Below are 19628 nucleotides of genomic sequence, written 5' to 3' on the forward strand. Positions count from 1 at the left end.
CGTCAAGCGCCGCCTCCGGGAAGCAGCGCGCAATGTCATCTCCGCTTTTTTCCCGGCTCGCGCTGTGCTTAGCCGGGCTACGGGTTTACCGTCGTCTGCGGGCCGGTAGCCCGGGTCAGGCGTTACGCCGCAACCCGGGATGGGTTCAAAGCTTACGCTACTCCTTCGCGATAGGCGTTTCGTTTTCCGCCACTTTGGTATCGCCCTGAATGGCCGCGATTTTCTTCTCCACGTCGGCAACCTGCTCGCTGCTGTGCAGCAGCGTATAGGTCAGATCAAACTGGGTGCTTGCCCCGGGCTGAAGCTGCTTAACGCGTTTTTGCTCGCGCTCGATGGTTACCGGATAGGCGTAGCTGGTACCCGGCTCAATACCGGTCACGTAACCCTGTTTCTCGGTATCGGTGTTTTTCCACAGCGTCAGCACCGGCAGCTGGCGGGTATCAAACTGAATCGATGCCCCTTTGTCGCCGGCTTTGTTGACCACGGCGGCCAGCGTTTGATGATTTTCGTCCGCCAGCGGCTGCATGTTAAACACCATTTCATCGAAATCTTTGGTTGGACCGGCGTAGGTTTGCCAGGTTTTTAAGCCGGCTTTGGCGTAGTCATTGAACGGGCTGATGCTGGCGATCGGCGCCATAAAGCGGGCCCCCTCTTCGAGGATCGGCTTGCCAAAGTTGCTGTGATAGATAATCTGATAGTCATGCGGATAGTCAGCATGGTTGGTTAAGACATCGTGCAGGCTGAAGCTGTTGCTGCCGGGTACATAGCGCAGCTCGGTCATGGTCTGCAGATCCGCTTTCTTAAACGTGCTCTCCTTCACCAGCCCGCGAACGCGAATTTCATACGGCGCGGTGTCCGCGACCTCCACTTCCACCTGTGAAGCCGGCGTGTTGCCGACTTTACCGTGCAGGGTATAAATCTGCCCATCTGCGGTTACCGGGTGGCCGGTCCATTCATAGCCGCAGCGCACCATCATTTCATTGAAGCCTTCCAGCCAGCCCAGCCCGTTGCGGCTTTCGAGGTTAATAAAGGCCGGGTTGACCACCTCTTTTACCGGTGAGTCCCAGCCCATCCGTGAACCAAAACCTTCGATTTTCAGCAGATTCATGCCGCGAGTCGGGCTCAGGGTAATCGTCAGGCCGTCTTTGCTGTGGATCACGAGGATTTTGCTGCCTTCCTGTTTCCCGCCGTGAAGGACTTTTTGCTCAATGCTGAAGTTATGATCTTTTATCTTCAGCTGGTCGCTGGTTATCTGCCAGTTTCCTTTATCCATACCGCTTTCAGCGCTTGTCAGCACCCATGTTTTCGCGACTACAGGCCCAGAAACAAGCATAGCGATTGCTGTTAAAGCTAATGTTTTTTTCATTTTTTAACCCTTTTGCTGAATCGATTGTGTTGCTGATGCAGGGAATTTAGTTGTAAGTGGATTATGAAAATGTGAAGTGTCTCACCTGGTGAGAAAACGGCCGTTTTTATATTTTTAAATGAGATTTAAATCGCTTTTTTTAAGTAATTATAAAAGTTGTTGCTAAAAAAATGTGAATCAAGATGATTTTAGCTTTAACGATTCAGCTATTACTGGCTACGGCTATGATGAAGCCTTTAGAAACGACAGGGCCGCCGGGCTTTGGTGGCCCAGGCGGCTCTGGTTGAAGCGGCTTTACCGTTTAAAAAAACGCAGCGGGGAGGTTATCAAGCGCCGTAGAACGCTTTGGTATAGAGCCCTTTGACATCCTGAACGGACGGATAGTTAGGATTCGTTAATGTGCAGGGATCGTCAACGGCATGGTGACTCATTCTGTCGAGGACGTTCACAAAGGTGATTTCATTGATTTCAACTTCGCCGCACTGGCTTAGCGTTTTCGGCACGCCCAGACGTTGATTCAGCGCGTTGATCGCTTCAATCAGGTTTTTGATGCCTAACGCCGCTTCCAGCTGACGGTATTTTTTGGTGAACTTCGCATTATATTGAATGATATAAGGCAGCATAATCGCGTTTGCCAGACCGTGGGTAATACCAAACTCGCCGCCAATCTTGTGCGCCATTGAATGAACTAACCCCAGCGAGGCGTTGGTGAAGGCGATTCCCGCCAGCGCAGAAGCATTGTGCATATGCATGCGGGCGTTTAAATCATCAGGTGAGCGCCAGGCGATTTCCAGATACGTAAACACCAGCCGAATCGCTTCTACCGCATAGGGGTCAGTAAACGAGTTGGCCGCGGTGGACACATAGGCTTCAATGGCGTGGGTCAGAACGTCCATTCCGGTATGAACGGTAACGTGCGGCGGCATTTTTGCCGGAATGGTGGGGTCGAGAATGGCGATATCCGGTACCAGATCGGCGGCAACAATCGGGTATTTGATATGATTTGCCGTGTCGGTGATCACTGAAAATGCGGTGATCTCAGAGGCGCTGCCGCTGGTGGAAGGGATCGCCACAAATCGGGCTTTATTGCGTAGCGCCGGCATGGAACCGACCGGGAGAATATCCTCGAACTTCAGCTGCGGATGCTCGTAGAAACACCACATTACTTTTGCGGCATCAAGCGCGGAGCCGCCGCCAATCGCCACTATCCAGTCCGGTTCAAAAGCCTGCATCGCTTTTGCGCCGCGCCAGACGGTTTTAATGGACGGATTGGGTTCGACATTATCGATAATAATGCACTCCATACCTGCTTTATTGAGTTCGCTGACGGCTTTATCCAGAAAGCCAAAACGCTTCATGGAACTTCCGCCAGTGACTAACGCGGCTTTTTTGCCGCTCAGGGTGGAAAGATGTTCTAAAGCATTTTCGCCATAAATAATACTGCGAGGAATTGAGAAGGCCTGGGTCATAGGAAACTCCATTTAATATTAAGGATTTTTTTAGTGTGCATTCGTCATTTACGATTCAGCGACACGTGCAGAGTAAAAAAATCGAATTAATGCTCCAGATATTGCCTAAGCAATATCTGGAGGGAGTTGACCGTCATACTTCGAGCGGCTGGTGCGTTGACTGCAACTTGAATTATTTGGGGTATTAGCGGCGTTTAAATCGTACCGTCCCAGGAGTCGACTTTTTCGCGTTTCGCTTCCTCTTCATCAAACCAGCGCGAGGTCACGCATTTTGATTCGGTGTAGAAACGGACGCCGTCTTTGCCCAGGCAGTGCAGGTCGCCGAAGAAGGACTGCTTATGGCCTGAGAACGGGAATACGCCGACCGGCACCGGAATACCGACGTTGATACCGACCATGCCGCCGTGGGTGCGTTTCTGGAATTCGCGAGCGTAGTAGCCGCTTTGGGTGAAAATAACCGAGCCGTTGGCAAACGGGTTATTGTTCATAAGTTGCAGACCTTCTTCGAAGGTTTTGACCCGCTTAAAGCACAGCACCGGCCCGAAAATTTCCTGCGTGCCGACGCTCATCTCTTCGGTTACGCGATCCAGGATGGTTGGCCCGACGTAGAAGCCATTTTCCTGGCCCGGCACCTGAATAGCGCGACCGTCGAGCACCAGCTTTGCCCCCTCCTCAATGCCTTTATTAATCCAGTTGATGACCGATTGCTTATGATCTTTAGAAATCACCGGACCCATATCGGTATCGCGCAGATAGCCGGGGCCGATTTTCAGCTGTTTGGCTTTCTCGGCGACGGCGGCAATCAGCTTATCAGCGATCTCTTCCTGCACCACGACAACCGGCAGCGCCATGCAGCGTTCGCCCGCGCAGCCAAACGCGGCGTTGATAATCCCCGCTGCGGTACGGTTAATTGGCGCATCGGCCAGCACCAGGGCATGGTTTTTCGCTTCGCACAGCGCCTGAACGCGCTTGCCGTGAGCGGCGGCTTTGGAGTAAACGTGCAGGCCCACGGAGGTTGAGCCGACGAAGGAGACGCCGTTGACGTCCGGGTGGGTCAGCAAGATATCGGCTTCATTGCGTGAGCAGGTCACGACGTTAATCACCCCATCCGGCACCCCTGCTTCCTGATAGAGTTTGGTGATTTCCATACAGGTCATCGGCGTCATACTGGCCGCTTTAATCACCATGGTATTACCGGAGGCGACGCATAATGGCGCCATCCATCCCATCGGGATCATTGCCGGGAAGTTAAACGGCACAATACCGGCGAACACGCCAATTGGCTCACGATAAAGGTTGGTGTCGATCCCGGCAGAGGCGTCCATCAGGTTTTCACCGGCCATGAGAGTGGGAATCGAGCAGGCAAGCTCGGTACCTTCTTTCGCTTTTAATACATCGCCCTGGGCGTCGCCCCAGGCTTTACCGTTTTCTTTTGCCACCAGCTCGGTTAAGCGGTCCTGATGCTGGATTAATAATTCGCGAACGCGGAACATAATTTGCGAGCGTTTAATGGCCGGCGTATCTGACCACGCCGGAAAGGCTTTGCGCGCCGCGGCAACGGCATCCAGCACTTCTTGCTCGGTGCAGCAGGGGGCCTGAGCCATGACTTCCCCGGTACTTGGGTTATAGACGTCCATATAGCGTTCGGTCTGCGATACGCGCCATTGACCATCAACGAAATATTTCAGCCTTGGTACAGTAGTCATATTTTTCTCCATGATGATAGCTGTCGACTCTCTAAAATCTGGCTCCGGTCGGCGGCAAATAACCGACCGCCGGGTTAGCCCCTCTCGTGAAAAGTGAATTCCTGCTTCTTGCCGGACGATGGCCTCCGCTGGGCGATTCACCTGCGGCGGTGCGGATGATTTTGTCGACTTTCTGCTGAGGAAAGCCTGCAGACGCCAGGTTTTAATGAACAGAACTCACTGGCCAAAAATACGCGCACGCACCGTTTCGGTTCTTGTACTTTAATGAAATTTATTTTTCATTATAATAATGTATGAAATAACAAAACCGTTTTGAGAGGTGGATCAAAGATAAGCAAACTGCTGATAAAGTCAGCGCCCTAAAGGCAGGGTTATATTGTTTTATTTAATAAAGTTAACAGGTTGTGTTGATGGCATTGGCGTTGATGGCGAGGGGAGATTGCCAGCCGGATTGCAATGGAACGGCTTTCTTGTGAAATAAAAGTTAAATATAAGCGCGAAATCGAATGAAAATGAAAAATTAAAACCGATTTAAATGCAGGGAAAATTCGAATTGACCATTGTCCATGGCATTGCGTTCGAGGGAGTGGGTCGCCCGGATCGGGCAACAGCCGTAATCCGGGGAGTCATACAGAATTAGCCTTCGCTTTCGGCCAGTTCGCGCAGGTACTGGAAGATAAGACGCGCGGACTTCGGCGGCTTGTTGCCTTCTTTCTCTTTTTTGGCGTTGCGGATCAGCGAACGCAGCTGCTGACGATCGGCATCTGGCCACAGGTTCAGCACTTCAGCCACGGCATCATCACCATTATCAATCAGACGATCGCGGATCTGCTCAAGTTTATGGAACAGCGCAACCTGCTGGTTGTGGCGGTTCTTCAGCTTGTCCAGCGCCTGACGAATCGGCTCGACGTCGCGGCTGCGCAGCATTTTACCAATCAGCTGCATCTGGCGGCGGCGGCCTTCTTTCTTGATACGCTGGGCGAGTTCAATCGCGTCGCGCAGGTCGGTATCCAGCGGGATTTTATCGAGCGCGTTTTTACCCAGCTCGACCATTTCCGCGCCAAGACGCTTCAGTTCTTCGGCGTCACGCTTAATTTCACTTTTACTGACCCAGATAATTTCATCGTCTTCATCTTCGACGTCATCACCAGGGACGTCGTCGAGCCAGTCTTCGGGCTGCTTTGTCATCTCAGGCTCCTTAAAAAAGAGACTAATGTTACCAGTTAAGGCGCGCACTGAAAAACGGTTCTCTGTTAGACTTCAGTTAACTCCTTCTTACATTATGGCATTAGCGATGAAAGTCATCTCTCAAGTTGCACAACAGCGTAAGACGCTGGAAGAGGCCGTGACCACGGCGCTGGAACTGGCGGCAGGCAAATCCGACGGCGCGGAAGTCTCCGTCAGTAAAACTACCGGTATCGGCGTGAGCACCCGCTACGGCGAAGTGGAGAACGTAGAATTCAACAGCGATGGTGCTCTCGGCATCACCGTTTATCACCAGAATCGCAAAGGCAGCGCGTCTTCGACCGATCTCAGCCCGCAGGCTATTGCCCGCACGGTGCAGGCGGCGCTGGATATCGCCCGCTATACCTCGCCGGACCCGTGCGCGGGCGTAGCGGATAAAGAACTGCTGGCTTTTGAAGCCCCGGACCTTGACCTGTTCCATCCGGCGGAAGTTTCCCCGGATGAAGCCATCGAGCTGGCCTCCCGCGCTGAACAGGCGGCGCTAAAAGCCGATAAACGCATCAGCAATACCGAAGGCGGCAGCTTTAACAGCCACTACGGCATTAAAGTGTTCGGCAACAGCCACGGCATGCTGCAGAGCTACTGCTCTACCCGCCACTCGCTCTCCAGTTGCGTGATTGCCGAAGAGAATGGCGATATGGAGCGCGATTACGCTTACACCATCGGACGGGCGATAGACGACCTGCAATCGCCGGAGTGGGTTGGCGAAGAGTGCGCCCGCCGCACCCTGTCGCGCCTGGCCCCGCGTAAGCTATCGACGATGAAAGCGCCGGTGATTTTCGCCAACGAAGTCGCTACCGGTCTGTTTGGCCATCTGGTCGGGGCGATCGCCGGCGGTTCGGTTTACCGTAAATCCACCTTCCTGCTTGATGCGCTGGGTAGCCAGATCCTGCCGGACTGGCTGACCATTGAAGAGCATCCGCACCTGCTGAAAGGTCTGGCTTCGACGCCGTTTGATAGCGAAGGCGTCCGTACGGAACGCCGGGATATCATTAAAGACGGCGTACTGACCCAGTGGCTGCTGACCAACTACTCGGCGCGTAAGCTGGGGCTGAAGAGCACCGGCCACGCCGGCGGTATTCACAACTGGCGGATCAACGGCCGCGGCCTGAGTTTTGCAAAGTTGCTTAAAGAGATGGGAACCGGCCTTGTCGTAACGGAACTGATGGGGCAGGGTGTAAGCGGCGTCACCGGCGACTACTCACGCGGCGCGTCCGGCTTCTGGGTAGAAAACGGCGAAATTCAGTATCCGGTCAGTGAGATAACCATTGCAGGAAATCTGAAAGATATGTGGCGTAATATCGTGACCATCGGCGACGATATCGAAACGCGCAGCAACATTCAGTGCGGTTCCGTACTGCTGCCGGAGATGAAGATCGCCGGGCAATAACACTTGTGTGCTTAATAATAAAAAAGGAAGTGAGCAATGCGTAAAAAACTGTTAGCGATGCTGGCCGTATCGGCTTTTGCGCTTGGTTCGGCATCGGCTTTCGCCGATCTGGGCGAAGACATGGATACCCTTGCTGAGAACCTGCAAGTGGTGCAGAAAACTTCAGATGCCGGCGAGCTGAAAGCGGCGCTGAATAAGATGCGCACAGCGGCGGTTGACGCCCAGAAAGAGACGCCGCCGAAGCTGGAAGGTAAAGCGGCGGACAGCGCGGAAATGAAAGACTATCGTCACGGTTTCGATGTGCTGATCGGCCAGATTGACGGCGCGCTGAAGCTGGCTAATGAAGGCAAAGTCAAAGAAGCCCAGGCCGCAGCGGAAGAGTTTAAAACCACCCGCAATACATACCATAAGAAGTACCGTTAATTTCTCTTTGTGGGGAGGCGTCAGCCGATGCCTCCCACATTCTGTTAATTCAAAACTCCATCACCGTCACATTTTTCGCTTTTCCTGCATGCCGGTTTTCGCCACCGTGACACCGATGATCTTGTGATGTTCATCACGAGAATTGGTTGGGGCGAATACATCCACAATAACTATGTGAAATAGATCACGCCTGCCTTCTTCCTTTCCACTTCGAAGTGGAAAACAACTCGCTACAAACTCTTTGCCCCCGGCATTAGTGTTATCCCCAGAGACATCAACGGGGTAATTCAAGTGAATAACGGAGCGGTAACACACGTCCCAGAGGAGCAGGCCACGCTAACCGAACAGCTGGCCGACAAGATGCTGCAGCAGGTTTTCGCACTATTAAGCCGCCGCAACATCGTCCCCAACGACGTTCAGGAGCAAATGCTGACTTCCCACGTTCGGGCGATGGCCCATCGGTCAATCAGCGGCGAGCCGCTGCCGGAAGTGGATGCCAGCCTGTTCGAAGAGATCTCAGAAGATTCAATGATGCTGGCCCGCGAAGTGGTCGCGCAGTTCGGCAATCTGCCAGATGAAGAAGCCTGGCTGCTGTCCGTCCACTTCGAAGTCGCGAAAGATAACCTGTAAGGAGCACACAAATGGAACAAATCACCGTTGTTATTGGCGATCGCCTGGGTAAAGGACAAAAAGTTGCCGCAGGTGCGGAAAAAGCCGGCGCTCGCGCCGTGGTCGTGCCGGGCGTTGCCGCGGATATGAAGCTGGGCGACATGATGAAGGCGGAAAACGCCACCTTCGGTATCTCTTTCTGCGGCAGCGGCGGCGCAGGGGCTATCACCGCGCAGAATAAGCACGGCTACAAGGCGAAATATGGCATGCGTTCCGTTGATGAAGGCGTCACCGCGATCAACGAAGGCTACAACGTACTGGGCTTCGGCTTTATGGATAAAGAAGAGCTGGGTGAACGCCTGGTTGAGGCCTGGAAGAAGAAGTACGGCGCGTGAGCATGAAAGAGCAATTCACCACCACGGTGAGCGTTACCGGCAAAGGCGAGAGCAAAACGCGCGCTTTTGCCGATGCCCTGAACCATGTCCAGGCGGCGGTGATGAAAACGTCGCCGCACATCTTACTGCGTATTGAACCACAGGACGTGGAGGTTGTTCATGCGCGTGAAGCGGTACGGAAAGAGGCCTTTTTATTCTTCTTTTTGCGCCGTGAGCGACGAACCTACAGCGTGGAGCTGAAGGTCACCGTCACCGTGACCGCCATTAATCTCGATAAAGTGGATTTCGTCACGCAAACCTGATTTTCACCAAAGGGTCAGACTATGTTCCTGATAATTTTAATAAAATCGCTCATCATCGGCGGCCTGGTTGGCGTCGGCGTAGGCGCCGGAGCGGCACGCATGTTTCATGCGCCCACCACGCAGGGGATGGGGGCGTTTCGTACCTTGGGCGAGCTGAATTCATGTGAAGGCGATCCGGCTTCCCACTTCTCATTTGGCCTGGGCTTCTTCTTCAATGCCTGGGCCTCTTCCGTCGCGGCAGGCTCCTTCACTCAGGACGTTGACCACCGCATTATCCCCAACTGGGGTGCGGCAGCGCTGATGATTAAAAACCGCAACGTCGGCGAGACGCTGCACGATCCGAAAAAGATGGCCATCGCCTGCGGCATTATCGGCATGATCGTGGTCGCTTTCCTCAACCTCACCGCTTCTTCTGTACCGGAAGCGCTGCAGGTGACGGCGGTAAAAGTGCTGGTTCCGGCGGCAAACCTGCTGGTGAATACGGTGATGCCGGTCATCTTCTGGCTGGCGGCGATTGATGCCGGTAAAAAATCGGGCTTCTGGGCGACGATTTTCGGCGGCGCGGCGCAGCTGATTATGGGTAACGCCGTTCCGGGCCTGGTGCTGGGCATCCTGATCGGGAAAGGCGTTGAAGAGAGCGGCTGGCACCGCGTCACCAAGGTGATGATGGTGGCGATCGTCGCGCTGTTCGTTCTGAGCGGCTTCTTCCGCGGTTTCGACATGAAGATGATTGAATCCTTCCATCTGACCGTGCCGAACTGGCTGGAACTGATCCACAACTCGCTCAGCGGTAAATAACAGGAGCCTCTCATGGAACAAAATAAAGGTTTTTGGTATGCCGACTGGTCGTTCCCGATCTTTGTTGGCCTGCTCTCCGCCGGCGTCTTTGCCGGGACGCATATGTACTACCTCTACGGCATCGGCGCGTTTAACGAAGTCGCCTTCGTGGCGATGCTGAAAGCGGGAATTGATACAGGGGCCTACGGCGCGGTAGCGGCGTTCGGCGCCAGCTTCCTGTTCGCGCGTATTATCGAAGGCTCGCTGGTGGGGATTCTGGATATCGGCGGGGCGATTCAGACCGGCGTCGGCTTAGGCGTTCCGGCGCTGCTGCTCGGCGCGGGCTTTGTTTTCCCGGTCGCCAACTTTGCCGCCTCGCTGGTCACCGGCCTGGTGCTGGGCCTCGCGATTGGCTACATCATCATCCTGGCGCGTAAATTCACCATCAACCAGAGCGATTCCACCTACGGTGCGGACGTCATGATGGGGGCCGGTAACGCCTCAGGCCGTTTCCTCGGACCGTTGATTATCCTCAGCGCCATGACCGCTTCTATTCCTATCGGCATCGGTTCCCTGGCGGGCGCGCTGCTGTTTTACATCTGGCAGAAGCCTATCACCGGCGGCGCGATCCTTGGCGCCATGCTTCTTGGGTCAATCTTCCCGGTGGCGATTAGTTAAGTCCTGCGGGCGCCTCGGCGCCCGCGTTAACAGGAGAGAGATATGTTTGATTTACTCCTGCGCCGTGCGCGCCTCGTCGACGATACCCTGACCGATATCGCCATCCGGGACGGTAAAATCGCGGCGCTTGGCGAGATTAGCGCGCCTGCGCGCAAAACCCTTGAGCTGGACGGTCGCTATTACGTCAGCGCAGGCTGGATTGACTCTCACGTTCACTGCTATCCGAACTCGCCGATTTACCATGATGAGCCGGACAGCGTGGGGGTTGCTACCGGCGTGACCACCGTGATTGACGCGGGCAGCACCGGCGCGGACGATGTGGATGATTTCTACCAGCTGACCCGCAAAGCCGCGACCGAAGTTTACGCCCTGCTTAATATCTCCCGCGTCGGGCTGATTGCCCAGAATGAACTGGCCAATATGGCGAATATCGACGCGGAGGCGGTGAAGCAGGCGGTCAACCGCTACCCGAACTTTATCGTCGGTCTGAAGGCGCGGATGAGCAGCAGCGTGGTGGGGGAAAACGGCATTACGCCGCTGGCGCGCGCAAAGGCGATTCAGCAGGAAAACGGCGGCCTGCCGCTGATGGTGCATATCGGCAACAATCCGCCCGACCTGGATGAGATCGCCGACCTGCTGACCTCCGGCGACATCATTACCCACTGCTACAACGGTAAACCCAATCGTATCCTGACGCCGTCCGGCGAGCTGAAAAGCTCGATTTCTCGCGCGCTACAGCGCGGCGTGCGCCTTGATATCGGCCACGGCACCGCCAGCTTCAGCTTCGAGGTGGCGCGGCGGGCGATTGCTATGGGCATTCTGCCGCACACCATCAGCTCCGATATTTACTGCCGCAACCGTATCGACGGCCCGGTGCGATCGCTGGCGCTGGTGATGTCGAAATTCCTCGCCATTGGCATGTCGCTGCCGCAGGTCATTGACTGCGTGACCGCCAACGCCGCTGAAGGCCTGCGTCTTAACCACAAAGGGAGGCTGGAAGTGGGTTACGACGCCGACCTGACGCTGTTTACCCTCGCGCAGACGCCAACGGTGCTGGTGGATGCGGAAAAAGAGAGCCTTCAGACCGACAAGATTCTGCTGCCGCTTGCCGCCGTTCGCGCGGGCAAGGGCTATCTGACCGAACAAGGGAGCGCGGAAAATGCCTTCGATTTTTGAGAAATATGATTTAAAACAGGTGATTAATACCTCCGGTCGTATGACCATTCTCGGCGTCTCCACGCCGCGGCCGGAAGTGGTGGACGCCGCGATGGCGGGGATGAACCAGTACTTCGAGATGAAAGATCTGGTCAATAAAACCGGCGCGTATATTGCGAAGCTGCTGGACGTGGAAGGGGCGACCGTCGTCTCCTGCGCCTCGGCGGGCATCGCCCAGTCGGTGGCGGCGGTGCTGGTAAAAGACAGCGACTGGCTGCTGGAAAACCTGCACGTGACGCCGATTGAAAACAACGAAATCGTGCTGCCTAAGGGTCATAACGTCAATTTTGGCGCGCCGGTGGGCACCATGGTGGCGCTGGGCGGCGGCAGGCTGGTGGAAGCGGGCTACGCCAATGAATGTTCCGCCGGGCAGCTGGCGGCGGCCATTACCCCGCGCACCGCGGCCATTCTGTATATCAAATCCCACCACTGCGTGCAGAAAAGCATGCTCAACGTGGCGCAGGCGGCAGCGGTGGCGCAGAGCCATAATCTGCCGCTGATTGTCGACGCGGCGGCGGAGGAAGACCTCCAGGCCTACTATCGCGCCGGCGCGGATCTGGTGATTTATAGCGGCGCGAAGGCGATCGAAGGGCCGACCAGCGGGCTGGTGATTGGCAAAACCCAATACGTTGAGTGGGTTAAACGTCAGTCGAACGGCATTGGCCGGGCGATGAAGGTGGGCAAAGAGGGGATCCTCGGCCTGACCTGCGCCATTGAGCACTATCTGACGGCGCGCAAAGAGAGCGGTGAAGAGATGGTGGCGAAGATGACGCCGTTTATTCAGCAGCTCAATACGCTCGATGGCGTCACCGCGCGCGTGGTCTGGGACAGCGCCGGCCGCGATATCGCGCGGGCGGAGATCAAGTTTGATGAAGCGGTGACCGGCGTCGATACCGGCGATCTGGTCAATGCGCTGAAGCAGGGCGAATACGCCATCTACTTCCGTGGCTATAAAGCAAATGAAGGCATTATTGAAGCCGATGTCCGCAGCGTGAACGCGCAGCAGCTGGAGATTGTCTCCCGTCGCATCGCAGAAGTTTTGAACAAGGAGAAAAACGCATGAAACTGACCCCTAATTTTTATCGTGACCGCGTCTGCCTGAACGTGCTGGCGGGGAGCAAAGAGAACGCCAGCGAGATTTATGAGGCGGCGGAAGGTCATGTACTGGTGGGCGTGCTCTCCAAAAATTACCCGGACGTCGCCAGCGCGGTTGCCGATATGCGTGAATACGCGCAGCGGATTGATAACGCGCTCTCCGTGGGACTGGGCGCGGGCGACCCGAACCAGTCGGCGATGGTCAGCGAAATTTCGCGTCAGGTGCAGCCGCAGCACGTCAACCAGGTATTTACCGGCGTGGCGACCAGCCGCGCGCTGCTGGGGCAGAACGAAACCGTGGTTAACGGCCTGGTGTCGCCAACCGGTACGCCGGGAATGGTGAAGATCTCCACCGGTCCGCTCAGCAGCGGCGCGCCGGACGGCATCGTACCGCTGGAAACCGCGATTGCGCTGCTGAAAGATATGGGCGGCAGTTCGATTAAATATTTCCCGATGGGCGGGCTGAAGCATCGCGACGAGTTTATTGCGGTGGCCGAGGCCTGCGCCCGTCATGATTTCTGGCTGGAGCCCACCGGCGGGATCGATCTGGAAAACTACGGTGAGATCCTGCAGATCGCGCTGGACGCAGGGGTGAGTAAAATTATCCCGCATATCTACAGTTCGATTATTGATAAAGCCAGCGGTCACACCCGCCCGGCGGACGTGCGTCAGCTGCTTTCGATCACCAAACAGTTAGTAAAATAGCGCCGATTGTCCCTCACCCGGCCCTCTCCCCAACGGGGAGAGGGTTAGGGCGAAGGGAAACCGCCACCGAACCATCAAGGAGTCACCATGCCAACCGCTCGTCACCTGCTTGTTGCTTCACTCTCTCTGCTCGCCGCCGGCGCCGCTGCGCAAACCCAGTACGCCTGGGTCGGCACCTACAACCCCAATGGCGAAGGGCTGTATCGCTTTACCGTCGATAGCCAGACCGGGGCGCTGCGCGATAAAACGCTGGTCGGGACGCTGCCTGACCTGGCCCAGCTTACCGTCTCGGCGGATGGCAAAACCCTGTACGGCGCCAGCGAAGTGGAAAAGGGAGTGGTGCAGGCGTGGCGCATCGGCAGCAACGGTGAACTGAGCGAGCTGAATCAGGTCGCTTCCGGCGGCGCCGGGCCGGTTTATCTCTCCCTGACCCCCGATGGACGTCATCTGCTGGTGGCAAACTACGTCAGCGGCAGTATCGCCGTGCTGCCGGTGAAAGAAGATGGTAACCTGGGCGAGGCGGTGGATGTGCATCAGGATCAAGGGCCTGCGGGCGCGGAACGCCCGGCGGCAGCCGTCGAAGGCAGTTTTGCCATTAGCGATCATAACGGCCCCCACGCCCATATGATCGCCGCCGATCCCAGCGGTAAATTCGTTTACTCCACCGATCTCGGCCTGGACCGGATCTATCAGTACCGGCTGGATAACGCCACCGGGAAGCTGACGCCGAACGATCCGCCGTTTATCGCGGCCTCATCTCCCGGCGCCGGACCGCGCCACTTTGTGTTTACGCCGCAGGGCGACGGACTATGGTTGATTAACGAAGAGGCGTCGACGCTCACTTTTTATCATCTCAATAAGCAAAGCGGCCTGCTGCGCGAGGGGAAAACGGTCTCGGCGCTGCCTGCAGAGTATAAGGGCACCAGCTTTGCCGCCGGCCTGGTCCTGAGCCGCGACGGCAAGCAGCTGTACGTCGCCAACCGACTGCATAACAGTATCGCCCACTTTACGGTGCTGGCTGACGGCAGCCTGAGCCACCAGGACGATATCTGGACCCGCGGCGACTATCCGCGCACGCTGACGCTGGACAGTCAGGGGCAGTGGCTGTACGTCATGAACCAGCGTAGCGACAACATCACCCGCTTTCGCGTCGCGCCGAAGGATGGCAGGCTGACGTTCTCTCCGGACTACACCCCGGTTGGCAGCCCGTCGCAGATGGTGATATCCGCTCAACCCTGAGCCGTAAGAAAAAGGAACTGACATGCGATTTCCCCATCAACGTTTAGCGCAGCTGTTTACTCTGTTGCAAAACGAAACGCTGCCGCAGGAGGAGCTGGCGCAGCGGCTGTCGGTTTCTACTCGCACGGTACGCGCGGACATCACCGCGCTGAACGCGCTGCTGCTGCACTACGGCGCGCAGTTTATCCTCACCCGCGGCAGCGGCTATCAGCTGGTGATTCACGATCCGACGCGCTATCAGACGCTGGAAGAGAGCGCGCCGAAAGCGCAGCATATCCCGCGAACCGCGGCGGATCGCATCCACTTTTTGCTGGTGCGCTTTTTAACTTCCGCGTTTTCTATCAAGCTGGAGGATCTGGCCGATGCGTGGTTCGTCAGCCGCGCCACCTTACAGGGCGATATGGTTGACGTACGCGAGCGTTTTCAGCGTTATCAGCTCACCCTCGAGACCCGGCCGCGCCACGGCATGAAGCTGTTCGGCAGCGAGGTCTCCATTCGCGCCTGCCTGACCGATCTGCTGTGGGAGCTGAGCCAGCAGGGGCCGCTGAACCCGCTTATTGGCGAAGAGGCGTTTGACGCCAGCGTACCGACGCTGCTGGCCGGCGTGCTGCAGGAGACGTTAACCCGCCATCACGTGCGGCTGACGGACGCGGGGGAGCGCTTTATCTGCCTGTACGGCGCGGTTGCCGTGCGCCGCGTGAGCGAAGGGTATCCGCTGGCCGATTTTAGCGCCGAAGATGTGGCGCAAAACGTACGCGACGCCGCACGCGAGCTGGCAAACACGATGCAGCAGCTGGCGGGCAAACTGCTTGCTCCGGCGGAAGAGGAGTGGCTGTGCGTCCACCTTGCCGCCCGCCAGGTGCAGGACGTCGATCCGGGCACCATCAGCGCCGACGACGACGAAGCGCTGGTGAACTACATCCTGCGCTATATCAATCAGCAATATAACTACAATCTGCTGGACGATGCCCAGCTGCATGCGGATTTACTGACCCATATTAAGACCATGATCACCCGCGTGCGCTACCAGATAATGATCCCCAACCCGCTTCTGGAAAATATCAAACAGCACTACCCCATGGCGTGGGACATGACCCTGGCGGCGGTATCGAGCTGGGGGAAATATACTCCCTACGCCATCAGCGAAAACGAGATCGGCTTTCTGGTGCTGCATATCGGCGTCGGGCTGGAGCGCCATTACAATATCGGCTACCAGCGTCAGCCGCAGGTGCTGCTGGTCTGCGATACCAGCAACGCGATGGTGCGGATGATTGAAGCCATTCTGCAGCGTAAGTATCCGCAGCTGGAAATTGCCGCCACCCTTTCGCAACGCGAATATGAACAGCGGGAAGAGATCGCGGAAGATTTTGTCATTTCCACCGTGCGCATCAGCGAGAAAGAGAAGCCGGTGGTCACCATTGCGCCGTTTCCTACCGACTACCAGCTCGACCAAATCGGCAAGCTGGTGCTGGTGGACCGCACGCGTCCCTGGATGCTGAATAAGTATTTTGATGAGGCCCACTTCCAGGTGATAGATACCCCGATGGATCAGCAGGCACTGTTTGCCACGCTGTGCCAGCAGCTGCAGCAGGAGGGGTTTGTCGGAGCGGAGTTTCATGGGTCGGTGGTGGAGCGTGAGGCTATCGTCAGCACCATGCTCGGCGACGGGATCGCGCTACCTCACGCCCTCGGCCTGCTGGCGAAAAAGACCGTGGTCTATACGGTCATCGCCCCGCACGGTATCGCCTGGGGCGATGAAACCGCGCATATCATCTTCCTGCTCGCCATCAGTAAAAGCGAGTATGAAGAGGCGATGGCGATCTACGATATTTTCGTCACCTTCCTGCGCGAACGGGCAATGGCCCGCCTTGCCGCCACCCGCAGTTTTGCTGAGTTTAAAACGGTGGCCATGGAGTGCGTCAGCCGGTTTTGAGAGGCGCAGCCAGAGTTCGAGCCGCGCGCGCTTCGGGATACCGACGGGTATATCAGGTTCGGGATGAGGTGGTGAGGGGTTATGTTATTGCTGCGGGAAAACGAGAGAAATTAGCCGTCTATCGGAACGTCCATAAACGGCTGTAGCGGGAGGCTATCTCAGGTGATGTACAACCTGGTTGCTGCTGCCGCGCCAGATCAGCGCCGGGTCTTTTAAGTCCTGCACAAATTTGCCATCAACCAGCACGTTGATGAGATCCACCACCTGCATCTGCGCGGCGTTAAGTTCGGAAAGCCTGTAGCCGGTCCACACCCAGATATCTTTGCCGGGGCACTCGGCGCGAACGCGCTGCACCAGCTTAAGGATCTCCGGGACGTTCTGCGGGTGCAGCGGGTCGCCGCCGGAAAGCGTGATCCCCTGGCGCTTAACGCGGGTATCGTTGAGGTCAGCAATAATGCGGTCGGCCATCTCGGCGGTGAACGGCATGCCGGAGTTTAGCCGCCAGGTGCTCTTGTTATAGCAGCCGGGGCACTCGTGAACGCAGCCGGAAACGAACAGGGTGCAGCGAGTGCCCGGACCGTTAACGATATCTACCGGGTAATACTGATGGTAATTCATTTTTCGCTTCTCAATTAACGCCATAGCCGCGTTGGCTGCGCTCGCTCACACCAGTCACGTACTTAATGTACGCTCCCGGGGATTCCCTCGTTTGCCGCCTTGCTCTGACGCGAATTGCTTTGCGAAAACGGAGGGGCTTTGCATTTGTAAAGGGAACGGCTCCCGGCGTTGCTGTGCTCGGCCGGGCTACGAAGAGCCGCATACGCGGTTGTAGCCCGGATAAGGCGCTTTGCGCCGCGATCCGGGAACGGCTCGAGTGGCCGGCCGGTCCCCTCTCCCCGTTGGTGAGAGGGGGAGGGGCAAAACCAGCCGGAATTAACCGATCTGCCCGTTGCCCAGGTGCTTAACCCGGCGCTTCACTTCTTCCTGCTTGCCGGCGTTGAACGGACGGGCGTCCGGGCTCCCGAGATAGCCGCACACGCGGCGGGTTACCGACACGCGGGAGGCATCGTGGTTGCCGCATTTCGGGCAGGTGAAGCCTTTGCTGGTGCATTCGAACTCACCGGTAAAGCCGCACTCGTAGCATTCGTCGATCGGCGTATTGGTCCCGTAATAGGGCACGTGCTGATAGCTGTAATCCCACACGTCTTCCAGCGCTCTCAGGTTGTGCTGAATATTCGGGTACTCGCCGTAGCAAATAAAGCCCCCGTTAGCCAGCGGCGGATAAGGCGCTTCAAAATCGATTTTATCGTACGGGTTTACCTTCTTCTCTACGTCAAGGTGGAAGCTGTTGGTGTAATACCCTTTATCGGTTACGCCTTCGATCACGCCGAACTCAGCGGTATCCAGACGGCAGAAGCGGTCGCAGAGGTTTTCGCTCGGCGTGCTGTACAGGCTAAAGCCGTAGCCCGTCTCGTCTTTCCACTGGTCTACCGCTTCGCGCAGGCGCTGAACGATGGCGACGCCTTTCTCACGCAGCGCTGCGCTATCGTACATATGCTTGCTGCCGAACAGCGCGTTGATGGTTTCATGAATGCCGATATAGCCCAGCGAAATCGACGCGCGGCCGTTTTTGAAAATCTCAGAGACGTCGTCGTCCGCTTTGAGACGCACGCCGCAGGCGCCTTCCATATACAGAATCGGCGCCACGCGAGCCTTCACCCCTTCCAGACGGGCGATGCGGGTCATCAGCGCTTTACGCGCCAGCTGCAGGCGTTCGTCGAGAAGTTTCCAGAACTCAGTCTCGTCGCCACGGGCTTCCAGCGCGATGCGCGGCAGGTTGAGGCTGATAACGCCGAGGTTGTTGCGGCCATCGTGCACCTGTTCGCCGTCCTCGTTTTCCCACACGCCGAGGAAGCTGCGGCAGCCCATCGGGGTTTTGAACGAGCCGGTCACCTTCACGACCTGATCGTAGTTGAGGATATCCGGATACATGCGCTTGCTCGCGCACTCCAGCGCCAGCTGCTTAATATCGTAGTTCGCATCGCCAAACTTGTGGTTCAGGCCGTCGCGAATGGCGAAGACCAGCTTCGGGAATACCGCCGTTTTACGGTTTTTACCGAGTCCCGCAATGCGGTTGCGCAGAATGGACTGCTGAATCAGACGCGATTCCCAACTGGTGCCGAGGCCGAAACCGAAGGTCACGAACGGCGTTTGACCGTTAGCGGTATGCAGGGTGTTCACTTCATATTCCAGCGACTGGAAGGCGTCGTAGCACTCTTTCTCGGTGCGGGAACGGGCGTAGCCTTCGGCGTCGGGGATGTGCCACTCTTCGGCAATTTTACGGTGCTTATTGAAGCTTTCGGTAACAAACGGCGCCAGCACTTCGTCGATGCGGTTGATGGTCGTACCGCCATAAATATGGCTGGCGACCTGAGCGATAATCTGCGCCGTCACCGCGGTAGCGGTAGAGATCGACTTCGGCGGCTCAATCTCGGCGTTGCCCATTTTAAATCCCTGGGTCAGCATGCCTTTAAGATCGATCAGCATACAGTTGAACATCGGGAAGAACGGGGAGTAGTCGAGATCGTGATAGTGGATCACGCCGCGCTCGTGGGCCATGACCACGTCATGCGGCAGCAGGTGCTGGCGCGCGTAGTGCTTGGCGACGATGCCCGCTAGCAGATCGCGCTGGGTAGGGATGACTTTACTGTCTTTGTTGGCGTTCTCGTTGAGTAACGCCGAGTTGGTCTGCTCAACCAGGCCGCGAATTTCCTGGTTCAGACGACCGCGCTTTTCACGTTGGCTATCGCGGTCGTGGCGATATTCAATGTAGGCGCGCGCCAGCTGCTTGTAGGGACCGGACATCAGCTGGTTCTCAACGGCGGTCTGGATCTCGCTGATATCCACCTGGGCGCGGCCCTGCATTTGCTGGCTAACGACTTCTGCGACGGTGGCGCAATAGTCTGCGTCATCGACTCCCGCTGCTTTAGCTGCACGTAGAATTGCTTCATTAATGCGCTCTGACTTGAACGGCACTTTACAGCCATCGCGTTTCATCACATGCGGTGTCATGATCACTCC

At 56.7% G+C, this 19628-nt stretch carries 18 protein-coding genes and 1 pseudogene; 13 read left to right on the forward strand and 6 right to left on the reverse strand.

The genetic code is table 11. The features are described from left to right. Window positions 1–157 precede the first annotated feature (157 nt). The 4 genes from ABLU87_RS11445 to yjgA form a co-directional block, all read right to left on the reverse strand. Window positions 158–1366, reverse strand: a complete 1209-nt coding sequence (locus tag ABLU87_RS11445) for an aldose 1-epimerase family protein (RefSeq protein WP_025107443.1) — start codon at window positions 1364–1366, stop codon at window positions 158–160. Between the two features lie 326 nt (window positions 1367–1692). Next, the gene (locus tag ABLU87_RS11450; protein ID WP_014837210.1) at window positions 1693–2835 is read right to left on the reverse strand and encodes an iron-containing alcohol dehydrogenase; all 1143 of its coding nucleotides are present in this window, start codon (window positions 2833–2835) and stop codon (window positions 1693–1695) included. A gap of 194 nt (window positions 2836–3029) precedes the next feature. Further along, a complete protein-coding gene (locus ABLU87_RS11455; RefSeq protein WP_049079517.1) occupies window positions 3030–4541 on the reverse strand; it encodes a CoA-acylating methylmalonate-semialdehyde dehydrogenase in 1512 nt (503 codons plus the stop codon). 636 nt (window positions 4542–5177) lie between these two features. Then, entirely contained in the window at window positions 5178–5729 is a 552-nt protein-coding gene (yjgA, locus tag ABLU87_RS11460) for a ribosome biogenesis factor YjgA (RefSeq protein WP_004098062.1), read from the reverse strand. Window positions 5730–5823: 94 nt separating this feature from the next. Between yjgA and pmbA the strand changes: the two genes are divergently transcribed. The 13 genes and pseudogenes from pmbA to ABLU87_RS11525 form a co-directional block, all read left to right on the forward strand. Continuing rightward, a complete protein-coding gene (gene pmbA, locus ABLU87_RS11465) occupies window positions 5824–7176 on the forward strand; it encodes a metalloprotease PmbA (RefSeq protein ID WP_004098067.1) in 1353 nt (450 codons plus the stop codon). Between the two features lie 36 nt (window positions 7177–7212). Further along, complete coding sequence (cybC, locus tag ABLU87_RS11470; RefSeq protein ID WP_025107446.1) at window positions 7213–7599, forward strand: cytochrome b562; 387 nt, start codon at window positions 7213–7215, stop codon at window positions 7597–7599. A 291-nt stretch (window positions 7600–7890) separates the two neighbouring features. Then, complete coding sequence (locus ABLU87_RS11475) at window positions 7891–8229, forward strand: PRD domain-containing protein (protein WP_004098070.1); 339 nt, start codon at window positions 7891–7893, stop codon at window positions 8227–8229. Between the two features lie 11 nt (window positions 8230–8240). Then, window positions 8241–8603, forward strand: a complete 363-nt coding sequence (locus tag ABLU87_RS11480) for an SFCGS family glycine-rich protein (protein ID WP_004098072.1) — start codon at window positions 8241–8243, stop codon at window positions 8601–8603. A gap of 2 nt (window positions 8604–8605) precedes the next feature. Further along, window positions 8606–8905, forward strand: coding sequence for a DUF4312 family protein (locus ABLU87_RS11485; protein WP_004098073.1), 300 nt, complete (start codon window positions 8606–8608; stop codon window positions 8903–8905). A 21-nt stretch (window positions 8906–8926) separates the two neighbouring features. Beyond that, window positions 8927–9703 (forward strand): DUF4311 domain-containing protein, encoded by a 777-nt coding sequence (locus ABLU87_RS11490; RefSeq protein WP_004098075.1) that lies wholly within the window; start codon window positions 8927–8929, stop codon window positions 9701–9703. A gap of 12 nt (window positions 9704–9715) precedes the next feature. Continuing rightward, the gene (locus tag ABLU87_RS11495) at window positions 9716–10360 is read left to right on the forward strand and encodes a DUF4310 family protein (protein WP_004098076.1); all 645 of its coding nucleotides are present in this window, start codon (window positions 9716–9718) and stop codon (window positions 10358–10360) included. Between the two features lie 42 nt (window positions 10361–10402). After that, entirely contained in the window at window positions 10403–11536 is a 1134-nt protein-coding gene (locus ABLU87_RS11500) for an amidohydrolase/deacetylase family metallohydrolase (RefSeq protein WP_048261979.1), read from the forward strand. After that, the gene (locus ABLU87_RS11505) at window positions 11520–12638 is read left to right on the forward strand and encodes a DgaE family pyridoxal phosphate-dependent ammonia lyase (RefSeq protein ID WP_014227652.1); all 1119 of its coding nucleotides are present in this window, start codon (window positions 11520–11522) and stop codon (window positions 12636–12638) included. The genes ABLU87_RS11500 and ABLU87_RS11505 overlap by 17 nt, the downstream gene beginning before the upstream one ends. Beyond that, window positions 12635–13375, forward strand: a complete 741-nt coding sequence (locus ABLU87_RS11510; RefSeq protein ID WP_014227653.1) for a KDGP aldolase family protein — start codon at window positions 12635–12637, stop codon at window positions 13373–13375. Before ABLU87_RS11505 ends, ABLU87_RS11510 begins: the two co-directional genes overlap by 4 nt. A gap of 87 nt (window positions 13376–13462) precedes the next feature. Then, window positions 13463–14614 carry a lactonase family protein gene (locus tag ABLU87_RS11515; protein WP_048261976.1) on the forward strand — a complete coding sequence of 384 codons (1152 nt, stop codon included), beginning with the start codon at window positions 13463–13465 and terminating at the stop codon, window positions 14612–14614. A gap of 22 nt (window positions 14615–14636) precedes the next feature. Then, window positions 14637–16547, forward strand: a complete 1911-nt coding sequence (locus ABLU87_RS11520; protein ID WP_032718871.1) for a PRD domain-containing protein — start codon at window positions 14637–14639, stop codon at window positions 16545–16547. An 11-nt stretch (window positions 16548–16558) separates the two neighbouring features. Then, a pseudogene (locus tag ABLU87_RS11525) lies at window positions 16559–16693 on the forward strand (hypothetical protein); the annotation flags it as partial. 7 nt (window positions 16694–16700) lie between these two features. Here ABLU87_RS11525 and nrdG read toward each other — a convergent pair. Together nrdG and nrdD are read right to left on the reverse strand one after the other, a co-directional pair. Then, entirely contained in the window at window positions 16701–17165 is a 465-nt protein-coding gene (gene nrdG, locus ABLU87_RS11530) for an anaerobic ribonucleoside-triphosphate reductase-activating protein (RefSeq protein WP_004098087.1), read from the reverse strand. Window positions 17166–17480: 315 nt separating this feature from the next. After that, entirely contained in the window at window positions 17481–19619 is a 2139-nt protein-coding gene (nrdD, locus tag ABLU87_RS11535; RefSeq protein ID WP_122116685.1) for an anaerobic ribonucleoside-triphosphate reductase, read from the reverse strand. Between the last annotated feature and the right edge of the window lie 9 nt (window positions 19620–19628).

Source organism: Klebsiella sp. CB_Kp196, from assembly GCF_040061575.1.
GTDB classification, from domain to species: domain Bacteria; phylum Pseudomonadota; class Gammaproteobacteria; order Enterobacterales; family Enterobacteriaceae; genus Klebsiella; species Klebsiella michiganensis.